The following is a 16,836-nucleotide window of genomic DNA, read 5'->3' on the forward strand; positions in this document are numbered from 1 at the left end:
CTCGTGCCCCGGGTGTCGGTGCGGGACCTCGTCTTCATCCTGTTCAAGCGGAAGTGGAGCATCCTGAGCATCCTGCTCGCCACCCTGGTGGGGGCCACCGTGTGGATCGGCATCATCCGGGACGACCTCTACCAGGTCTCCGCCAAGGTGCTGGTGAAGCTCGGGCAGGAGCAGGCGACACCCCCGACGGTTCTCGGCGGGCCGCCGACGGTGATCGCCTACCGGCGCGCCGACGTGAACTCGGAGGTCGATATCATTCAAAGCACCGAGGTGCTCGGGCAGGTGGTCGACCTGCTCGGCCTCGACAAGCCCGCGCCGCCCGGCCCTGCCCCCGCGGAGCTCATCCCGAGGATCCGCCAGAGGCTCGGGGCCCGGGCGCAGGGAAGCAAGGCGTGGTTCAACGAGGCGCTGATCAACCTCGGGTTCCGGGTGCGCCTCGCGCCGCGCGAGGCGGCCATCGCGCTCCTCCAGGACGGGCTCAGCGTGAGGGCCCCGCGGGAGTCCAACATCGTCGTGGTGGAGCTGCTCGTCGGGACCCGGGAGGGCGCCAGCGTCATCCTCAACACGCTGCTCGACGTCTACCAGCGCTTTCGCGTGAAGCTCCACCAGGATCCCGGGGCCGTCCCCTTCTTCGAGGCCGAGGCGAGCGACGCCGGTGAGCGGCTCCGCGAGGCGGAGGCCGAGCTCCAGCGCTTCGAGGCCGGCGGTGGTATCACCGCGCTCCAGAAGCAGAAGGAGGTGCTCCTGGGCCAGATCGCCGAGGCCCAGTCGCTCGTCAATCAGGCCAAGCTGGACCTCGACGAGGCCACCGCGAAGGTCCAGCGCTTCGAGCCGGAGGTCAAGAAGGGCGAGCCCAACTTCGCGGCGCTGGGCGCGTTCAAGCGGGATGCCTTCCCCCACACCCTGCTGCTGCAGCTGGCCGATCTCCAGAAGGAGCGCGAGCGGCTGCGCATGACGGACCTCGACGGCGGGTTGCGGATCCAGAACAATCGCAGCCAGTTCGAGCTGCTCCTCGGGATGCTCATGTCGAACCTCCGGTCCGTCCGCGCCGAGGCCCAGGCGGAGTACTGGGCCCGCATCGCCACCGCCGACGCCCTCCAGGCGCGGGTCCGCGCGCTCCATGGGCGCGAGGCCCAGTGGACCGCGCTCAAGCGGAAGATCAAGGTCCTGGAGGAGGCCTACATCTTCTACCGGAAGAAGCTCGAGGAATCGTCGGCCGACGCGACGCTGCGCGGCCGAAACATCGGGAACGTGGTCGTCGCGGAGCGGGCGATGGATCCCTTCCAGGCGGTGGGTGCTCGCAAGTCCACGCTGCTCAGCCTCGCGGCCGTGATGGCCGTGCTGGCGGCGCTGGCCTGGGTCGCGGTGGCGGAGGCGTTCGACTACGGCGCCTACACGGCCACGGCCCTCGAGGAGTTCATGGGCGCCCCGGTGATCGCGGTGGTTCCCGCGGCGGGAGGCCGCTTCATCGCCGCCGCCATTGGCGCTGTCGGGATCGGGAGCGGTCGGGGTGACGGGCGAGCTACTGCAGGAGATTGAGGAGAACCTGCGCAAGGCCGCGTGGCTCGTGGCGAGCGCCGCCCGCGACGGGCGGTACAACGGCGTGCTCTTCTCGAGCGCGCGCCGCCACGAGGGCGCGACCACGACGGCGCTCGGCGTGGCGCACCAGCTCACGGCGCACTACGGCATGCGGCCGCTGCTCGTCGAGCTTGACCGGCTGAGACCGCGGCTGGCGCGAAGACTCGGACTCGACCTGCCGGTGGACCGGGGGCCCCGGGGGGCCGGGCCGGCTGGCCTCCCTCGCCTCCAGGAGACGGCCTCCGGCGTCTCCGTGCTCCTGGCCGGCACGGGTCCCGGGGCCGATCGGGAGGCAGCCGCGACGCTGCGGAGCGCGCTCGCGGAGGTGGGCTCGGCCTTCGACGTCATTCTCGTCGACACCCCGCCGGTCCTCGAGCGGGCCTGCGCCGTCGAGGCCGGGGCAGTGATCCCGCGCATGATCCTCGTCGTGGAGGCCGGGCGCACGCCCTACGGGATGCTCGCCCGCGTCAGGTCGCAGCTCTCCACCGCCAGCATCGCCATCGTGGGCACGGTCCTCAACAAGCACAAGCGCTACACCCCGCGTTGGATCTACCAATGGGTGACGACCTAGCGCCCGAGGGGAGCCGTCCTGGATCAGCCCCCCCGGTCGCCGTGTCGGTCATCGTGCCGACCCGGAACCGCCGCCGCCTGCTCCAGGACGCGATCGACGCCCTGTGGGCACAGACCCTCCCGCCCGACCGATTCGAGATCATCGTCGTGGACAACTGCTCGACGGACGGCACCCCCGCGCTCATGGCGGAGCTCGCCGTGCGCTCGCCGTGTCGGCTCCTGTACCACGTCATGCCCGACAACCGCGGCCCCGCGCGCTCGCGCAACACGGGCGCCCGGCTGGCGCGCGGCGAGATCCTCGCGTTCACCGACGACGACTGCCGGCCGGCGCCGGAGTGGCTCGCCCGCGGCCTCGCGGGCTTCCGGGACGGGGTCGGGCTCGTGACGGGCCGCGTGCTCTACAAGCCCGAGCAGGCGGCGCAGGCCGGGTTCTTCTCGCGCGAGTCCGGCCAGGTGCTCGAGGAGCACCCGACTTACGGCTGCTCGAACAGCCTCTACCGGCGTGAGGTGTTCGCCCAGCTCGGGGGCATCGACGAGACGCTGGGCTGGCCGGACCTCCTGGACCGCGTCGTGGAATGCGGCGATTCGGACCTGGCCTGGCGCGCCAAGGAGCGTGGCTGGGCCACGGCCTTCGTCCCGGACGCGCTCGTCTACCACGAGCTCCAGCAGCTGGCCCCCCTGCGCTGGGCGCTGGAGCCCTTGCGGCTGTTCGTGCTCCCCGCTCTCGTCCGGCGCCATCCCCAGCTCCGGGCGTGCCTGCTCCACGCGCGCGTGTTCTTCCTCCGGGAGAACGGATGGTTCTACCTGGCGCTGCTCGGGAGCGCACTGGCGCCCCTCTGGCATCCGGCGGCGCTGGCCCTCACCGCGCCCTACCTGGCGTGGTGTTCGCGCTTCCTGAGACGGTCGCTCGCGCACCCCGCCGGGTGGCCGAAGGTCCCGTTCCAGGTGGCCCTGCTCGCGGTCCGCCAGGCGGTCCTCTGTGCGGCGCTGGTCTACGGCAGCGTCCGCTTCCGGACGCTGGTGCTCTGAGCCCCGGCGTGACGGCCCGGACGGTGCGCGGGCGGGAGGCGTGGCTGGACCGGCGGCGCCACGGGCGCGCCGATCCCCTGCTGGTCGTGGACCGGGTGTCGAAATGCTACGGGGGCCCGTGGTTGTTCGCCCGGCGCCGCGGTGGCCGGGGGACTGGTGTCGAGGCCCTCCGCGACGTCTCCTTCTCGGTACGACCGGGGGAGATGATCGGGCTCCTCGGGCCCAACGGCGCGGGGAAGACGACGCTGCTGAAGATCATCGCCACCTTGATCCACCCGAGCAGCGGACGTGTCCTGCTCGACGGCGGGGACGTCGTGGCGGAGCCCCGGCGAGCGCGGGGGCTCCTGGGGCTCGTGACATGCGACGAGCGGAGCTTCTACGCGCGGCTCACGGGCCGGCAGAACCTGGCCTTCTTCGGGGCGCTCTACGGGCTCACGGGGGCGCAGCTGGAGGCGCGGGCCGCCGAGCTCCTCGATGCCCTCGGCCTCGTGGCGGCGGCCGACGCGCCGTACCAGAGCTACTCCTCGGGCATGAAGCAGAAGCTCGCCATCGCCCGCGGGCTGCTCCGGGACGCCCCCGCGGTGTGCTACGACGAGCCGACCCGGAGCCTGGACCCGGTGAGCGCGCAGGCCATCCGCCGCTGGATCCAGGCGCGGCGCGCCGCGGCGCCCTGGCAGACCCACGTGATCGCCACGAACCAGCTCTCCGAGGCCGAGCAGATGTGTGATCGCGTGCTCATCCTGAGCCGCGGGCGGCTCCTGGCCCAGGGGACGGTCCCGGAGATCCGGGAGCGCTACCAGGCGCGGAACGACCACGAGGTCCACCACGTCACCTATCGGGGTCCACGGCTCGACGGACAGCTCCACCCGGCGCCCGCGGCCGGCCTCATCGAGGCGCGGGACGACGGCGAGACCGATCTCGGCCGCGTCCTTCGCGTGCGCACGGTCCGGGGCAGCGCCGGCCTCTCGCGCGCCCTCGAGGCGGTCCTCCGGGCCGGCGGCGAGATCGTCCGGTGCGAGGCCGACACCGTCCCGTTCGACGAGGTGTTCTGCTCCCTGGTGCTCGCCGACGAGGGGACGCCGTGAGGCTCGCGTGGGCCTTCCTCAAGCGCGACGCCCTGATCGCGCTCAGCTACCGGGCCTCGTTCGCGGCGGGGCTCACCGGCAACCTCATGCTGCTCGTCGTCTTCTACTTCGTGGGCAAGCTCATCGACCCCTCGGTGAGCCCGGCCCTGGCGCCCTATGGCGGCAATTACCTGGCGTTCATGCTGATCGGTCTGGCGCTCACCGACTGCGTGGGGGTGAGCCTCACGACCTTCGCCGGCCAGATCCGCGAGGGCCAGCTCACCGGGACGCTCGAGGCGACCCTGATGTCTCCGGCCCGGCTCCCGGTCATCCTCGCGTACTCGTCACTGTGGAGCTATTGCTTCAGCGCGTTCCGCTTCGTGCTCTACGTCGTGGTGGGCGGCGTGCTCTACGGCGTGAGCCTGCGGAGCGCCAACCTCCGCTCCGCTCTCGCCATCTTCGTGCTGACCGTCCTCTGCTTCGCCGGGGTCGGTGTCCTCTGGGCCAGCGTCGTCATGCTGCTCAAGCGCGGCGAGGCCCTCCTGGCCACCGCGGGCCTGATCGTGATCCTCCTGAGCGGGGTGGTCTTTCCGACCTCGCTCCTGCCCGCGTGGCTGCAGCGCGTGGCCGCGGCCGTGCCCCTGACCCACGCGCTGGATGGGATGCGCCTGGCCCTGCTGCACGGCGACGGGTTCCGCGAGCTGGCGGGGACGCTGCTCGCGCTGGCGGCCTTCGCCGCGGGGCTCCTCGCGCTCGGATTCGGCGCCTTCGGCGCCGCGGTGCGGATCGCCAAGCGGCATGGGTCGCTGGTCGAGTACTGAGGCCGGCCGCCCGGGGGGGCCGGGCCCCGACGCCGGCGGGCGCGACCGGGCCCGACACGGCTCCCTCGCCACGCTTGCGCTCGCCGCCGTGGTCGGCCTCGCCGCCTGCGGGGTCGCCCTGTTCCTCGCCCAGTTGCCCCTCAGGCGGGCGGTCGCCGCCATCGCCGTCATGGCCATCTGCATCTTCGCGGCGGTCTCGCGCCGCCCCCGGCAGGCGCTGCTCTTCTGCTGGGTCGTCTCGCTGACCTACAACCGCAACTACTTCTTCGAGTCGGTCGAGGTGCTGCGCGAGTCCGGCTCCTACGGGCCCTACTGGAACCCCTCGGACATCTTCCTGGCGGCCCTGCTGGCGCTCTGGGCGTACGAGCGCATCGCCCGCAAGCGCGCCGCGCTGCCGCTGGGTCCCGCCGTGTGGCCGTGGCTGGCGCCGTTCGTGGCCGCGTGCCTCCTGTCGGTGCTCGGCGCGCGGCGGATGGACTGGGGCGCCTTCGAGATGCTGCGGGTCGCGCGGATCGTCTTGATCCTCTGGTACGTCCGGTTCAACGTGCGCGCGGCCGAGTGGTGGGCCTGCGTCGCCGGATTCGCGGCGGCCGTGCTCATCCAGGCCACCATGGGCATCACCTACGTCGCGACCGGAACCCGCCCGGGGCTCGCCGCCCTCCTCGGCGTCGAGGACGGGGCGGAGCTTCGCGCCCTCCTGGAGGGGGTGACTCCCGAGGGGTACCGGCGAGCGGAGGGGACATTCGGCCATCCGAACACCATGGCGCTCTACCTGCTGCTCGTGGGGCCCCTCTTCCTCGCCCTGGGAGCGGCCCCCCTCGGGCGGCGGGCGCGCGCCGCCTGCGCGGTCACCGGGCTGGTCGCCCTCGTGGGCATCGCCGTCACCCTCTCGCGCACCTCCTGGACCCTGGTGCTGGTCCAGGCGGTGGTCCTCGCGATCGGCCTGGCCGCGCTTCGGGTGGTCCGGGTCGAGCGCGCGCTCGGGGTCCTCTGCGTCGGCCTCTTCCTCGGCACGCTGGTGCTGCTCCCCCTGGCGAGGCCCATCGAGACCCGGCTCACGGAAGACCTCAGGGAGATGCTCGAGTTCCGCGCCAAGCACGACCGGATCGCGCTGGAGATCTGGCAGTCGGCCCCCCTGATGGGCGTGGGCCTGAACAACTACTCCGATGTGCTGGCTCGACGGGGCGAGCCCGAGGTCGACGTGTTTCTCCTGATCGGCGAGCACGTGCGGACCGTCCTGGATCTCCGGGTGACGGCGTGGGTGCACAACATCTATCTCCTCCTGCTCGCCGAGACCGGCGCCGTGGGCCTGCTGGCGTTCCTGCTGTTCCTCGTGGGTGTCACCGTGATGGGCGTGCGGGCCCTTCGAGCGCCGGGGCCCGTGTGGGCGGCGGCGGGGCTGGGGCTGTTCGTGGGGACTCTCGCCGTCCACGTCCACGGCCTCCAGGAGGCGGCGCTCTGGATCGATCCGGACACGTACTCCTTCGCCCTCGTGGTCGGCCTGCTGAACGCCATCCCGTCCCTGGCGCAACAGGATGCCGGCGCGCCCGATGGGCGCCAGGGGGTTCCGTGGCCGCGGGGTGGCGGCGAAGCGGGGGACCGCTTGCTATGATCGGGTGATGTCGCAGCCTCCGCCCGGCAGCGCCATGCGGGGTCCCGGACGCGGCAAGGCCGTGCTGGTGGGGCTCGTCGTCCTCGCCATCGGGCTGGGACTCCACGGGGGCCTCGCGCCCCAGGCGAGGAGCGGCAACGCCGTGGCCAACCCGGGCTTCGAGGACAACGAAGGCGCCCTTCCGAAGGGCTGGGTGCTCGAGGAGCGGGTGAAGCGGAAGGGAGAGGTCCGGGTGGTCCGGGACCGGGCGCACGGAGGCCAGTGGGCGCTCGAGCTGCGTCCGAACCGGAGCAACACGCCGGACATCCTGGCGCTGAACCTGGGCCAGGGGTTTCCCGCCGACGCGTTCCGCGGCCAGCGGCTGCGCGTGGCGGGATGGCTCGGCGCCGACGGAGGTGCCACGGCGGTCCTCGCCGCATACGTCGTGAACCGGAGCGGCCAGCCCCTGGCGAGCGTGCGTCTGGCGCAGGCGGCGGGAGGGACGCGGCTCGTCCACAAGGAAGGCAGGCTCGACGTTCCCACCGACTCCTCGGCCCTCGTGGTCGTCCTGCACTGCCAGGTCGAGGGGACGAGCGGGGCTGCGTTCTTCGACGACGTCGTCCTCGAGGCGGACGATCGGGCGACGGGCCCGGGACGCGCGCCCGCCGGCCCCCTCGCGGCCGAGGTGAGCGTCGATGCGGCAACGGCCTTGCGGGAGATCCCCCGCGCCCTCTACGGCCACAACCTCGAGTGGATCCACGGCGGCAACATGATCGTCGATTTCCGGGACCACAACGCCGTGAGCCAGGAGCTGGTGCGGCTGACCCGGGAGCTCGGCCCGCCGCTGCTGCGGTTTCCGGGCGGCTCCTTCGCCGACCACTATCACTGGCGCGACGGCGTCGGGCCCCAGGCCTCGCGGCGGGAGACCCTGCACCAGCCGGGGGGTGCCCGGTCGCGCCACACCTTCGGCACGGACGAGGCCCTGACCTTCGCCGAGGCGACAGGCGCCCGGCTCCTGATCACCGTCAACGCCAACACGGGCACGCCGCAGGAGGCGGCGGACTGGGTGAGGTATGTGAACCGGCAGGGACCGTCACGCCAGGTGGTCCACTGGGAGATCGGCAACGAGTTCTACATCAAGAGCGACGACCCGGCGAATGCGGCCATCCCGCCCCGCGAGTACACGGACCGCTTCCTGGCCTTCGCCCGGGCCATGAGGCAGGCCGACCCCGCGATCAGGCTTCTCGCCATCGGCGGCGAGAACTTCGGTCGCCAGAGGAGCAACTTCTTCCCGGGCTGGAACCGGGAGGTCCTCATCCGCGCGGGCGCCGAGATGGACTACCTGGCGGTGCACAACGGCTACTTCCCCGCAATGTTCGACGATCGAGGGGAGGACGCGCGCACCGTCTACGCGGCCATGCTGGCGGCCCCGCTGCTCATCAGGCGGAACCTCGAGACCCTGTCCAGGCAGATCGAGACCTACGCGCCCGCCCGGATGGCCGGCATCAAGCTCGCGGTGACCGAGTGGGGGCCGTTCTTCCACTTCGACATCAAGAGCCGGTGGGTGGACCACGTGAAGACCCTGGGCTCGGGCCTCTTCGTCGCCAGCACGCTGAAGGCGTTCATCGAGTCCCCGAGGATGGAGATCGCCAACGCCTTCAAGCTCAACGAGCCGGGCTACATGGGCTGGATCCAGCCGCGCAGGGCCGCGCACCTCACGCTGCCCCCTGCCGACGGGCAGTACCTGCCGACGGCGCCCTACTACGCCATGCAGATGTACACGCGCCACTTCGGGTCGGTGCTGGTGCCGACGTCGGTCTCCTCCCCGACCTATGACAGCCAGGCGGTGGGCTGGATGGAGGCTGTGCGAGCGGTCCCCTACCTCGAGGTGGTGTCGAGCCGCGGCGCCGACGGGCGAACGCTCTTCCTCATGGCCATCAACAAGCACCTCGACAGCCCCGTCAGGGCCCGCATCCGGCTCGGGGGCTTCAGACCGGAGGGGCGCGCGACGGCGCGGACGCTCGCCGGGACCGGGATCGACGCCAACACGGGCACCCAGCCTCCGCGGGGGCCGGCGTGGGGGCGACAGGTCGAAGCCCAGCCCGACCCGCGCTTCTACCAGGGCAAGCCGGGCGAGGTCGGCATCACCGCGCGGATGCTCGCCCGGGTCGGGCCGGAGTTCGAGTACACCTTTCCCGCCCGCTCGGTGACCTCCATCGAGATCCCCGGCGCGCTCGCTTCCGGCGGGTCGGGGAGCTCGGGGCGAACACCCCCCTGACCGGAGTCGCGGGATGCGGATCGCGATCACCAACCCGACCACGTGGCCGTATGTGCGCCGCGGCGGCGAGCGCTTCATCAACGAGCTGGCGCGTTTCCTCGGCGAGCGGGGCCATGCCGTGACGATCATCTCGGGCAGGCCGGGCCGGGGCGAGGTCCGCGAGAGCGACGGCTACAGGACGGTCTGCCACCGGCGCCTGTGGCACCCGTCGCTGGCCCGGATGGGTGTCCTGGAGTTCCACGCCTTCTTCCTGCCCTGCCTGCTGAGTCTGCTCCGCGGGCGCTACGACGTCGTCCTTTGCTGCACCTTTCTCGACACCTGGGCGGCGATTCTGGCGAGGAAGCTGACGGGCACGCCCTGCATCTTCTGGGTGAACAGCCTGGCGCCCCCCGTGCGATACGTCCGCTCGCTCACCCTCGGCGGCGCGGTGCTCCGGCGGGCCGTTCGCGACGCCGACGAGGTGATTGCCCTGAGCGACTACATGCAGGCCGGGTTGACCCTCCGCTTCGGCCGCGCCGGCATCCGCCTGCCCGTGCCCGTGGACACGGCCCGCTTCGCCCTCAACCGCAGCCGGGACCACGCGCGACCCGTGATCCTGTGCGCCGCGGCCCTGGACGACCGGCGCAAGGGCGGGCGGCTCCTCGTGGGGGCCTTCGACCGCCTCAAGGCGGTCCGGCCCGAGGCGGTGCTGCACGTCTCCAGCGCGGTGAGCGATCGGACCCGGACGCAACTGACCGCGCTCGTGTCGCCGCGGTGGAGGGGGGACCTGCATTTCCTCGGCGCCGGGGAGATCGAAGGGCTCCCGGGGCTCTTCGGGAGCGCGGCCATCTCGGTGCTGCCCGCGCTCTGGGAGGCCTTCGGCATGGTGATCCTCGAGTCCATGGCCACGGGCACGCCGGTCGTCGGGGCCCGCCACGGCGCCATCCCCGAGCTCATCAGCGACGACGGCGTCGGGCGGCTCTTCGATCCGGGCGTGGACGGGCCCGAGCCGACCAACGAGGCCGGCCTCACCCGGTCCATGCTCGGGGCGCTCGACCTGAGCCGCGATCCCGGAACGGCGCTCCGGTGCCGCGCACATGCCGAGCGCTTCGGCTGGGCCGCCGTCGGTCCCGCGTTCGAGGCGCTGCTCACCCGCCTGGCCCGGGGCGCAGGGCCCGCCCCCGCGGCCACGGGTCCGGAGCGGGGCGCGCGAGGCCGCAGGGCATGAGGATCGTGCTCACCCACGTCCACTGCTGGCCATACGTCCGCCGGGGCAGCGAGCGGCACATGGACGGGCTGGCGCGCTACCTCCACCGGCGGGGCTGGGACGTGACCACGGTGTCGACCAGGCCCGGGCGGGGTCTGGTCGAGACCACCGACGCGGGCCGGCGCATCCTCCACCGGCGGTGGTGGCACCCGCTGATGGGGCGACTCAGGCTGGAGCCCTCGCACCTGTTCCTCCTGAGCGCCGCGCGGAGCATCATGGCGCTCAGGCCCGACGTCGTGCACAGCTGGTCCTTCACCGACTCGCTGGCGGCGAGCTTGACGCGCTCCCTGGGGCGTCACCGGACCGCGCTCCAGCTGAACGGGGCGCCGATCCCGGGCGCATACCACCGCCGCTTCCCGCCTGACCGCATGATCATCCGTGAGGCGATCCGGCGCGCGGACCACGTCGCCGCGTGCAGCGACTTCGTCAGCGCCCTGATCCGCCAGCACTACGGGATCAGCCCGCCGGTGATGACCCCGCCGGTGGATCTCGAGTTCTTCCCCCTGGGCGGGGGACCCGCCGACCGCCGGCCGGTCATCCTCGGCGTGGCCGACTTCGACGTCCGCCGCAAGGGCCTCCGCGCCCTGGTCCGCGCCTTCGCGCGGGTCAAGTCGAAGGTGCCGGCGGCGCGCCTCGTGCTCTCCGGGCGCCTGTCGCCGGACGTGCGGGCCGAGACCACCGGCGGCCTGTCGGCGGACGTGGCCCGGGACATCGAGGTCCGCGGGCTCGGGCGGCCGGAAGATCTTCCCGCGCTCTACGGGCAGGGGAGCGTGATGGTGCTGCCGTCCATGTGGGAGCCGTCGGGCAGCGCCATGTTCGAGGCGTGGGCGGCGGGGACCCCCGTCGTGGCGACAGATCACGGCGGCCTGCCAGAGTTCATGGGCGAGGACGTTGGCGTGCTCTTCGACCCCGGAACGGACGGGGAGGAGACGAAGAACGACGAGGGGCTCGCGGCGGCCATCCTCGAGGGCCTGGCGCTGTCAGAGCGCCCAGGAACCCGCGAGCGGTGCCGCGCGCATGCGGCGAGGTTCTCGTGGGAGGTGCTCGGGCCCAGGGTCGAGGATCTCTACCGGTCGCTGTGTCCCGACTGGCCCGCGCCGGCCATGACGGAGGGGCGCCCGTGACAGCCTCGCCGCGAGTGCTGGTCACCGGGTCCTCGGGCTTCATCGGCTCGCACCTCTGCGCGGCCCTCGAGGCGCGGGCGGGCGGCGGCGCCCTCGCCGGGCTCGACCTGCTCCCGGCCAGCGAGCCGGCGGCATTCCAGGCGCTCGTCGCCGACATCCGCGACCCGGCAAGTCTCCGGTTCCTCGGCGGCGAGCGCGTGGCCACCGTGATCCACCTGGCTGCTCTCGCCGAGGTCGTGATTCCCTTCTCGGAGCTGGCGGACCTGGTCGCGACCAACGTGCAGGGCACCCTCACGGTGCTCTCGGCCGCGCGCCCCGCGCGTCTCGTGTTCGCCTCCTCGAGCGCCGTCTACGGCCATGGCGGGAGGACGCCGGCGCGCCCCGACTGGCGGAAGGTCAACCCCGTGGGGAGCTATGGGATGTCCAAGGCCATGGCCGAGATGGCCTGCGCCGAGTGGGCGCGGGCGACGGGCGGGGCAGCCGTGTCCCTGCGACTGGGCAATATCACGGGGGCGGGCTGCCGGGGGCTGATCCCGTACCTGGTGGGCCATGCCGTGAAGCATCCCGACGGCGCCCTTCCCGCGCAGGCCCGTGGCCGGGGCCGGCTCGTGCGGGACTACGTGCCCGTGCGCTACGCTGTCGACGTGATCCTCGCCGCGGCCGAGCACCCCTGGGCGCCCGGAGGTATCGTCGCGCTCAACGTCGGCACGGGGCGGGGGCTGACCAATGGCGAGGTGGGCGCGATGGTCCAGGGCATCCTCCGACGCCGCGGCTACGCCCTGAAGATCGACTGGGACAACCCCGTGCTGCCCGGCGAGGCCAGGGCCGTGGTGCTGGACATGGAGGACACGGTCAGCCGGCTGGGGCTCGCGGTGCCTGGCCACGGCGAGGTGGTTTCGGCCATCGGCGACGCGGTCCGCCACTGTCTGGGTGGTTCCCGTTGACCCACACGGCACGACCGCGCGTGTCAGTGGTGGTCCCCACCTACGGGCGGCCCGAGCTCGCCCGCAAGGCGATCCTCTCCGTGCTCGGCCAGGATCTGCCCAAGGAGGAGTACGAGCTCGTCGTCGTGGACAGCTCGCCGGACGACCGCATCCGGGGGCTCGTCGACGCGCTGCAGCCGCAGGCGCTCTGCGCGCTCCGCTGCTACGCGAAGCCCCCGGAGGGGCCTGGCCCCTCGCGCAACCTGGGGGCGCGCCAGGCGCGCGCGGACATCATCGCGTTCATGGACAGCGACTGCCAGGCACATCCGGGATGGCTCCGCGCGAGCCTGGCGGCCTTCGGCCCGGAGGTCGGGATCGTCCAGGGCAAGACGCTGCCGGATCCGGCCGGCCGCCTCGGTGTCTTCACCTGGTACCCGATGAACGAGGAGGAATACTTCGTCTACGAGTGCACGAACATGCTGTACCGCCGGGCGGCCTTCGAGCAGGCCGGGGGGTTTGCCGCGGACGCGACGCCCCTGGCCCAGTCGCCGCTCGGTGGTGAGGACGTCGAGCTCGCGTGGACGGTGAAGCGCCACGGCTGGCAGAGCCGCTTCGCGCCGGACTCGATCGTCTACCACGAGGTGGTGCCCATCTCGGTGTCGCGGTGGCTCGTGGCCCGGCGGCTCGTGGTCTGGCCCCGGCTCGTGAGGAAATTCCCGGAGCTGCGCCGGTTCCTCGTCGCGCGGTACTTCTGGGACCGCGGCCAGGCCCTGCTGGTGCTGGGTCTGGTCGGCGCCGGGCTCGCGTGGATGGGGCCGTGGCCCCTCGTGCTCGGGCTGCCCTACGCCCTGTACCGCGGCGCTCCGGCGAGCCGGTCCTTCCCGGGGCTGCTCCGGCCGCTGCGCATCCTGCCGTATCTCGCCCGCGACCTGGCCTCCCTGGGGCTGCTCCTCCAGGGGAGCATCCGCCACCGGTGCCTGATCCTCTGAGCGTCCGACCCGACGGCGGCGAGGGTTCAAGGGTCAATCCATGGTCGCTCCATCGATAGCGATCGTCATACCGGCGCACAACAACCGCCGGATAATAGATGCTTGCCTGGAATCCATAAGGCGCCAGACCTACGGCGACTGGGAGTGCCTTGTGGTGGATGACGCGTCAGAGGACGGGACCGCCGACGAGATAAGACGCCGCCACGCATGGGTCAAGGTTCTGGAGAGCGGCACAAACCTGGGACCGGCGCATTGCAGAAACATCGCTGTCTCGCGGTCCTCATCGGAGTTCATCGCCTTCCTCGACAGCGACGTCGTCTTGGACCCCCGGTGGCTGGAACACACCGTGGGTGTCCTGCGCGCCAACAGGGATGTGGCAATGGTGGGAGGCAAGCTCCTTTACGTCAGCAACAAGGCAAAGGTCAACTCCTTCGGCGGGGCAATGAGCAGGATAGGACTGGCGTGGAATCAGCACGAGGGGGGCACGGACGTTCTGCCCTGCAAGCCCGTCGAGTCGCTTTTCGTGTGCAGCGCGGCTGCGATGGTGCGCAGGGACTCTTTCGAGATGGCCGGCGGCTTCGACGAGACATTCTTCTACGGCTACGAGGACTCGGACCTTGGCTGGAGCCTCAACCTTCTGGGGTTCCGCGCGGTAAGCATTCCAGAGGCCGTGGCCTACCATAGCGTCAGCGAGACGATCAGCAGGATGGGCGAGCGCATAGTCTTCCACTCCTGCAAGAACAGGCTCAGGTCGATGCTCAAGCACTACGGCACCGCCTGCCTTGCGAGGTATCTGCCCATCTATCTTCTGTATTCGCTGATAGACGCGGCGGCGCGTCCGCCAAGGCTGGCCAAGCTGAGGGCCATTGCCTGGAATATCCATGCTCTGCGCGACACGCTCCGCAGGCGGAGGAAGACACAGGTGGGAAGGAAGCTCAGGGACTCCGAGGTGGGCCGTCTCTTCAGCGCCAGGCTCTTCCCTCCCGTCCGGCTCGGCAAGCGGAGAGGCATGGTTGCCGGGCGGTCGTGAGCACACACATGCGTATCGGCATTGACGCCCACATCCTTGGGAAGAAGAAGGGCGGAGTTGAGACCTTCCTGTTTCAGGTGATCCGTCAGCTGGCCAAGATCGACGACGAGAACGAGTATGTCATCTACGTCGACAAGCGCCATACTCTGAAGCAGGAACAACTGCCTTCGAGCTTCACGATCCGGGTCTTGCCATTCACGAATCCCTGGTTTCAGCGCCTGCTCTTGCTCCCCTATGTCTACCGGAGCGATCGTCTCGATGTCATTCACACACAGCGAGCACTGCCCCTGTGGGGATGCAAGACAAGTGTCCTGCAGGTGTGCGACGTCGATTACAAGACGAATCCTGAGTCATTCAAGGGCACTGTCACGTGGATCAAGAGCTACCTGTTTCGGCGGAGCGCGTCCCGATCCACATGCATTGCGACACTGTCGAACGCCAGCCGGAATGACATCGTCAAGTACTACGGAGTCCCCGGCGACAAGGTGTTCATCACTGGAGCAGCGGTCGATCCTTCCACCTTCTACGTTGATGACCAGGCGCATGACTTCCGTTTCGATCGCTACGCGACGTTGGACGGGTTTGTCTTGTTTGCGGGCCTCCTGGAGCGGAACAAGAACATTCACACCCTCATTCGCGCGTTTGCGCGTCTGCGGGCTCGAGGACCCGAGTTCGAGAGCCTGAGCCTGGTCATCGTCGGCGGCGAGCGCTTCGAGACTGGCACCGGATACAGGCAAGAGCTGAGACGCCTCGTAGAACACCTGGACCTGCACGACAAGGTCGTGTTCACCGGGTACGTGCCATGGCGAGACCTCCGCATGTTCATGAACCGGGCGCGGATGGTGGTGTGTCCTTCGCTTGCGGAAGGTTTCGGTCTCCCACCCCTCGAAGCGATGGCCTGCGGAACTCCGGTGATCGCGAGCCGGATCCCTGCCATGGAAGAGGTGTGTGCAGGCGCGGCCCTACTCGTGGATCCAGTGGACGTCCAAGGTGTGGCCGGCGCGATGGAGCAGGTCCTGACGAACGAAGCCCTGTCGAAGGAACTCGTGAGGAATGGGTTAGGACGGTCTGCCCAATTCACCTGGGAAGGTACGGCGGCGAAGCTGCTCGACGTCTATAAGACGGCCTATGAACTGGGCCGTGGGACCTGAACGTTACGGGAGCGCGTCTCCGGCACTCGTCTGCCGAACGGCGCCGCTGGATCTCCGCGCGGAGCTCCTGGGAGCCAGGCATGGACACGGCAGACCCTGACGGACCGGCGGGCGCCCGTCCGGAGCCGGGGCCGCGCGTGACCGTGGTCGTGCCGGCGTACAAGCGCACCGAGATGGTCCGCATGGCGCTCGGGTCCCTCCTCGCTCAGGACCTCGAGCCCGACGCCTACGAGGTCATCGTCGTGGATAGCTCCCCCGACGGCGCCAATCTCCGCCTGGTCGCCGCGCTCGCCCGGGAGGCCCCCTGCGCGCTCCGGTGCTGGGCCAAGCCCGCCGAGGGGCCGGGGCCGTCGCGCAACCTCGGCGCGCGGCAGGCGCGCGGCGAGATCGTGGCCTTCATGGACAGCGACTGCCAGGCGGCCCCGGGCTGGCTCCGCGCCGGGCTGGCGGCCTTCGCCGAGGGGGTCGGGCTCGTGCAGGGTCGCACCCTGGGCGATCCGGCAGGCACCCCCGGCATCTTCACGTGGCACGTGGAGGTGGAGGAGGAGAATTTCATCTACGAGTGCGCGAACATCTTCTACCGGAGGGCGGCCTTCGAGCAGGCCGGCGGGTTCGGTGTCGATCTCACACCCCGTGCCGAGACCCCCATGGGAGGGGAGGATGTGGAGCTCGCCTGGCGCGTGAAGCGCCTCGGATGGACGAGCCGGTTCGCGCGGGACGCCGTCGTGTACCACGCGCTGGTGCCCATCACGCCGTGGCGCTGGCTGTTCAGCAAGCGGCTGTTCATCTGGCCGCGGCTCAAGGGCGCGGTGCCCGAGCTCCGGCCGTTCTTCGTCTGGGGATGCTTCCTCGACCGCGCGCAGGCCGGCTTCGCGCTGGGCCTGGCGGGCACCGCGCTGGCGTGGGCGACGCCGCTGGCGCTCGTCGCGTGGGCGCCCTATGCCGCGATCCGGGCCTCGGAGCCCACGCGCACGCTCCGCGGCCCTCTCCGGCTCCTCCGGGTGCTCCTCTATGCCCCGCGCGACGCGCTCGCCTTCCTCGTGCTCCTCGCGGGGAGCATCCGCTTCCGGTCCCTCCTGCTCTGACGGGACCGGGCCCAGGGGCGCCGCGCCTGATGCCGTCCCGCCGGCGCCTGTGCTACTGTCGCGCTCGTGAGCCTCATCCCGAAGTCGCAGTTCGTCGGGCTCGAGGGCGTGGCGCATCTCTGCACGGGCGGCGAGGCGCCGTGGCTCAGCTCCCACGATGCGGCCTGCCGGCGCTTCGGCGTCCTCAAGAGCGGCGGCATGGCGGGTCGCGACGAGATTGTCACGGCCGGTGGGGGAAAAGTAGATGTAGTCGGTAGGGGAAGTAGCGTCAGCGCTTCATCGCGCATCTTCTTCAAGGAGTGCCCTGGAGACGGGACGTGTCCTGCCGCTGGTGATCATCGAGCGGCGGTGTACGAC

Annotated in this window: 14 protein-coding genes; all 14 read left to right on the forward strand. The window is 71.1% G+C overall.

Features of this window, described 5'->3' with window-relative positions; translation table 11 throughout:
* Window positions 1-3 precede the first annotated feature (3 nt).
* Window positions 4-1,539 (forward strand): hypothetical protein, encoded by a 1,536-nt coding sequence (locus tag HYV93_17740; protein ID MBI2527812.1) that lies wholly within the window; start codon window positions 4-6, stop codon window positions 1,537-1,539.
* The gene (locus HYV93_17745) at window positions 1,511-2,149 is read left to right on the forward strand and encodes a hypothetical protein (protein MBI2527813.1); all 639 of its coding nucleotides are present in this window, start codon (window positions 1,511-1,513) and stop codon (window positions 2,147-2,149) included. The genes HYV93_17740 and HYV93_17745 overlap by 29 nt, the downstream gene beginning before the upstream one ends.
* Window positions 2,134-3,177 carry a glycosyltransferase gene (locus HYV93_17750; GenBank protein ID MBI2527814.1) on the forward strand — a complete coding sequence of 348 codons (1,044 nt, stop codon included), beginning with the start codon at window positions 2,134-2,136 and terminating at the stop codon, window positions 3,175-3,177. Before HYV93_17745 ends, HYV93_17750 begins: the two co-directional genes overlap by 16 nt.
* Window positions 3,178-3,185: 8 nt before the next feature.
* Window positions 3,186-4,262: an ABC transporter ATP-binding protein gene (locus HYV93_17755; GenBank protein ID MBI2527815.1), complete on the forward strand. Its 1,077-nt coding sequence runs from the start codon at window positions 3,186-3,188 to the stop codon at window positions 4,260-4,262.
* Complete coding sequence (locus HYV93_17760) at window positions 4,259-5,062, forward strand: ABC transporter permease (GenBank protein ID MBI2527816.1); 804 nt, start codon at window positions 4,259-4,261, stop codon at window positions 5,060-5,062. Before HYV93_17755 ends, HYV93_17760 begins: the two co-directional genes overlap by 4 nt.
* A complete protein-coding gene (locus tag HYV93_17765; GenBank protein MBI2527817.1) occupies window positions 5,040-6,674 on the forward strand; it encodes an O-antigen ligase family protein in 1,635 nt (544 codons plus the stop codon). The genes HYV93_17760 and HYV93_17765 overlap by 23 nt, the downstream gene beginning before the upstream one ends.
* A gap of 7 nt (window positions 6,675-6,681) precedes the next feature.
* The gene (locus HYV93_17770) at window positions 6,682-8,931 is read left to right on the forward strand and encodes a hypothetical protein (GenBank protein MBI2527818.1); all 2,250 of its coding nucleotides are present in this window, start codon (window positions 6,682-6,684) and stop codon (window positions 8,929-8,931) included.
* A gap of 13 nt (window positions 8,932-8,944) precedes the next feature.
* Entirely contained in the window at window positions 8,945-10,138 is a 1,194-nt protein-coding gene (locus HYV93_17775; protein MBI2527819.1) for a glycosyltransferase family 4 protein, read from the forward strand.
* A complete protein-coding gene (locus tag HYV93_17780; GenBank protein MBI2527820.1) occupies window positions 10,135-11,301 on the forward strand; it encodes a glycosyltransferase family 4 protein in 1,167 nt (388 codons plus the stop codon). The genes HYV93_17775 and HYV93_17780 overlap by 4 nt, the downstream gene beginning before the upstream one ends.
* Window positions 11,298-12,245 carry an NAD(P)-dependent oxidoreductase gene (locus tag HYV93_17785; protein ID MBI2527821.1) on the forward strand — a complete coding sequence of 316 codons (948 nt, stop codon included), beginning with the start codon at window positions 11,298-11,300 and terminating at the stop codon, window positions 12,243-12,245. The genes HYV93_17780 and HYV93_17785 overlap by 4 nt, the downstream gene beginning before the upstream one ends.
* A gap of 20 nt (window positions 12,246-12,265) precedes the next feature.
* Entirely contained in the window at window positions 12,266-13,213 is a 948-nt protein-coding gene (locus HYV93_17790) for a glycosyltransferase (protein ID MBI2527822.1), read from the forward strand.
* Between the two features lie 40 nt (window positions 13,214-13,253).
* The gene (locus tag HYV93_17795; protein MBI2527823.1) at window positions 13,254-14,243 is read left to right on the forward strand and encodes a glycosyltransferase family 2 protein; all 990 of its coding nucleotides are present in this window, start codon (window positions 13,254-13,256) and stop codon (window positions 14,241-14,243) included.
* A gap of 8 nt (window positions 14,244-14,251) precedes the next feature.
* Window positions 14,252-15,394, forward strand: a complete 1,143-nt coding sequence (locus HYV93_17800) for a glycosyltransferase family 4 protein (GenBank protein MBI2527824.1) — start codon at window positions 14,252-14,254, stop codon at window positions 15,392-15,394.
* Window positions 15,395-15,474: 80 nt separating this feature from the next.
* On the forward strand, window positions 15,475-16,479 hold the full coding sequence (locus HYV93_17805; protein MBI2527825.1) for a glycosyltransferase: 1,005 nt from the start codon (window positions 15,475-15,477) through the stop codon (window positions 16,477-16,479).
* Window positions 16,480-16,836: the final 357 nt, after the last annotated feature.

This window comes from Candidatus Rokuibacteriota bacterium (genome assembly GCA_016188005.1).
In the GTDB taxonomy this organism is placed as follows: Bacteria; Methylomirabilota; Methylomirabilia; order Rokubacteriales; family CSP1-6; genus UBA12499.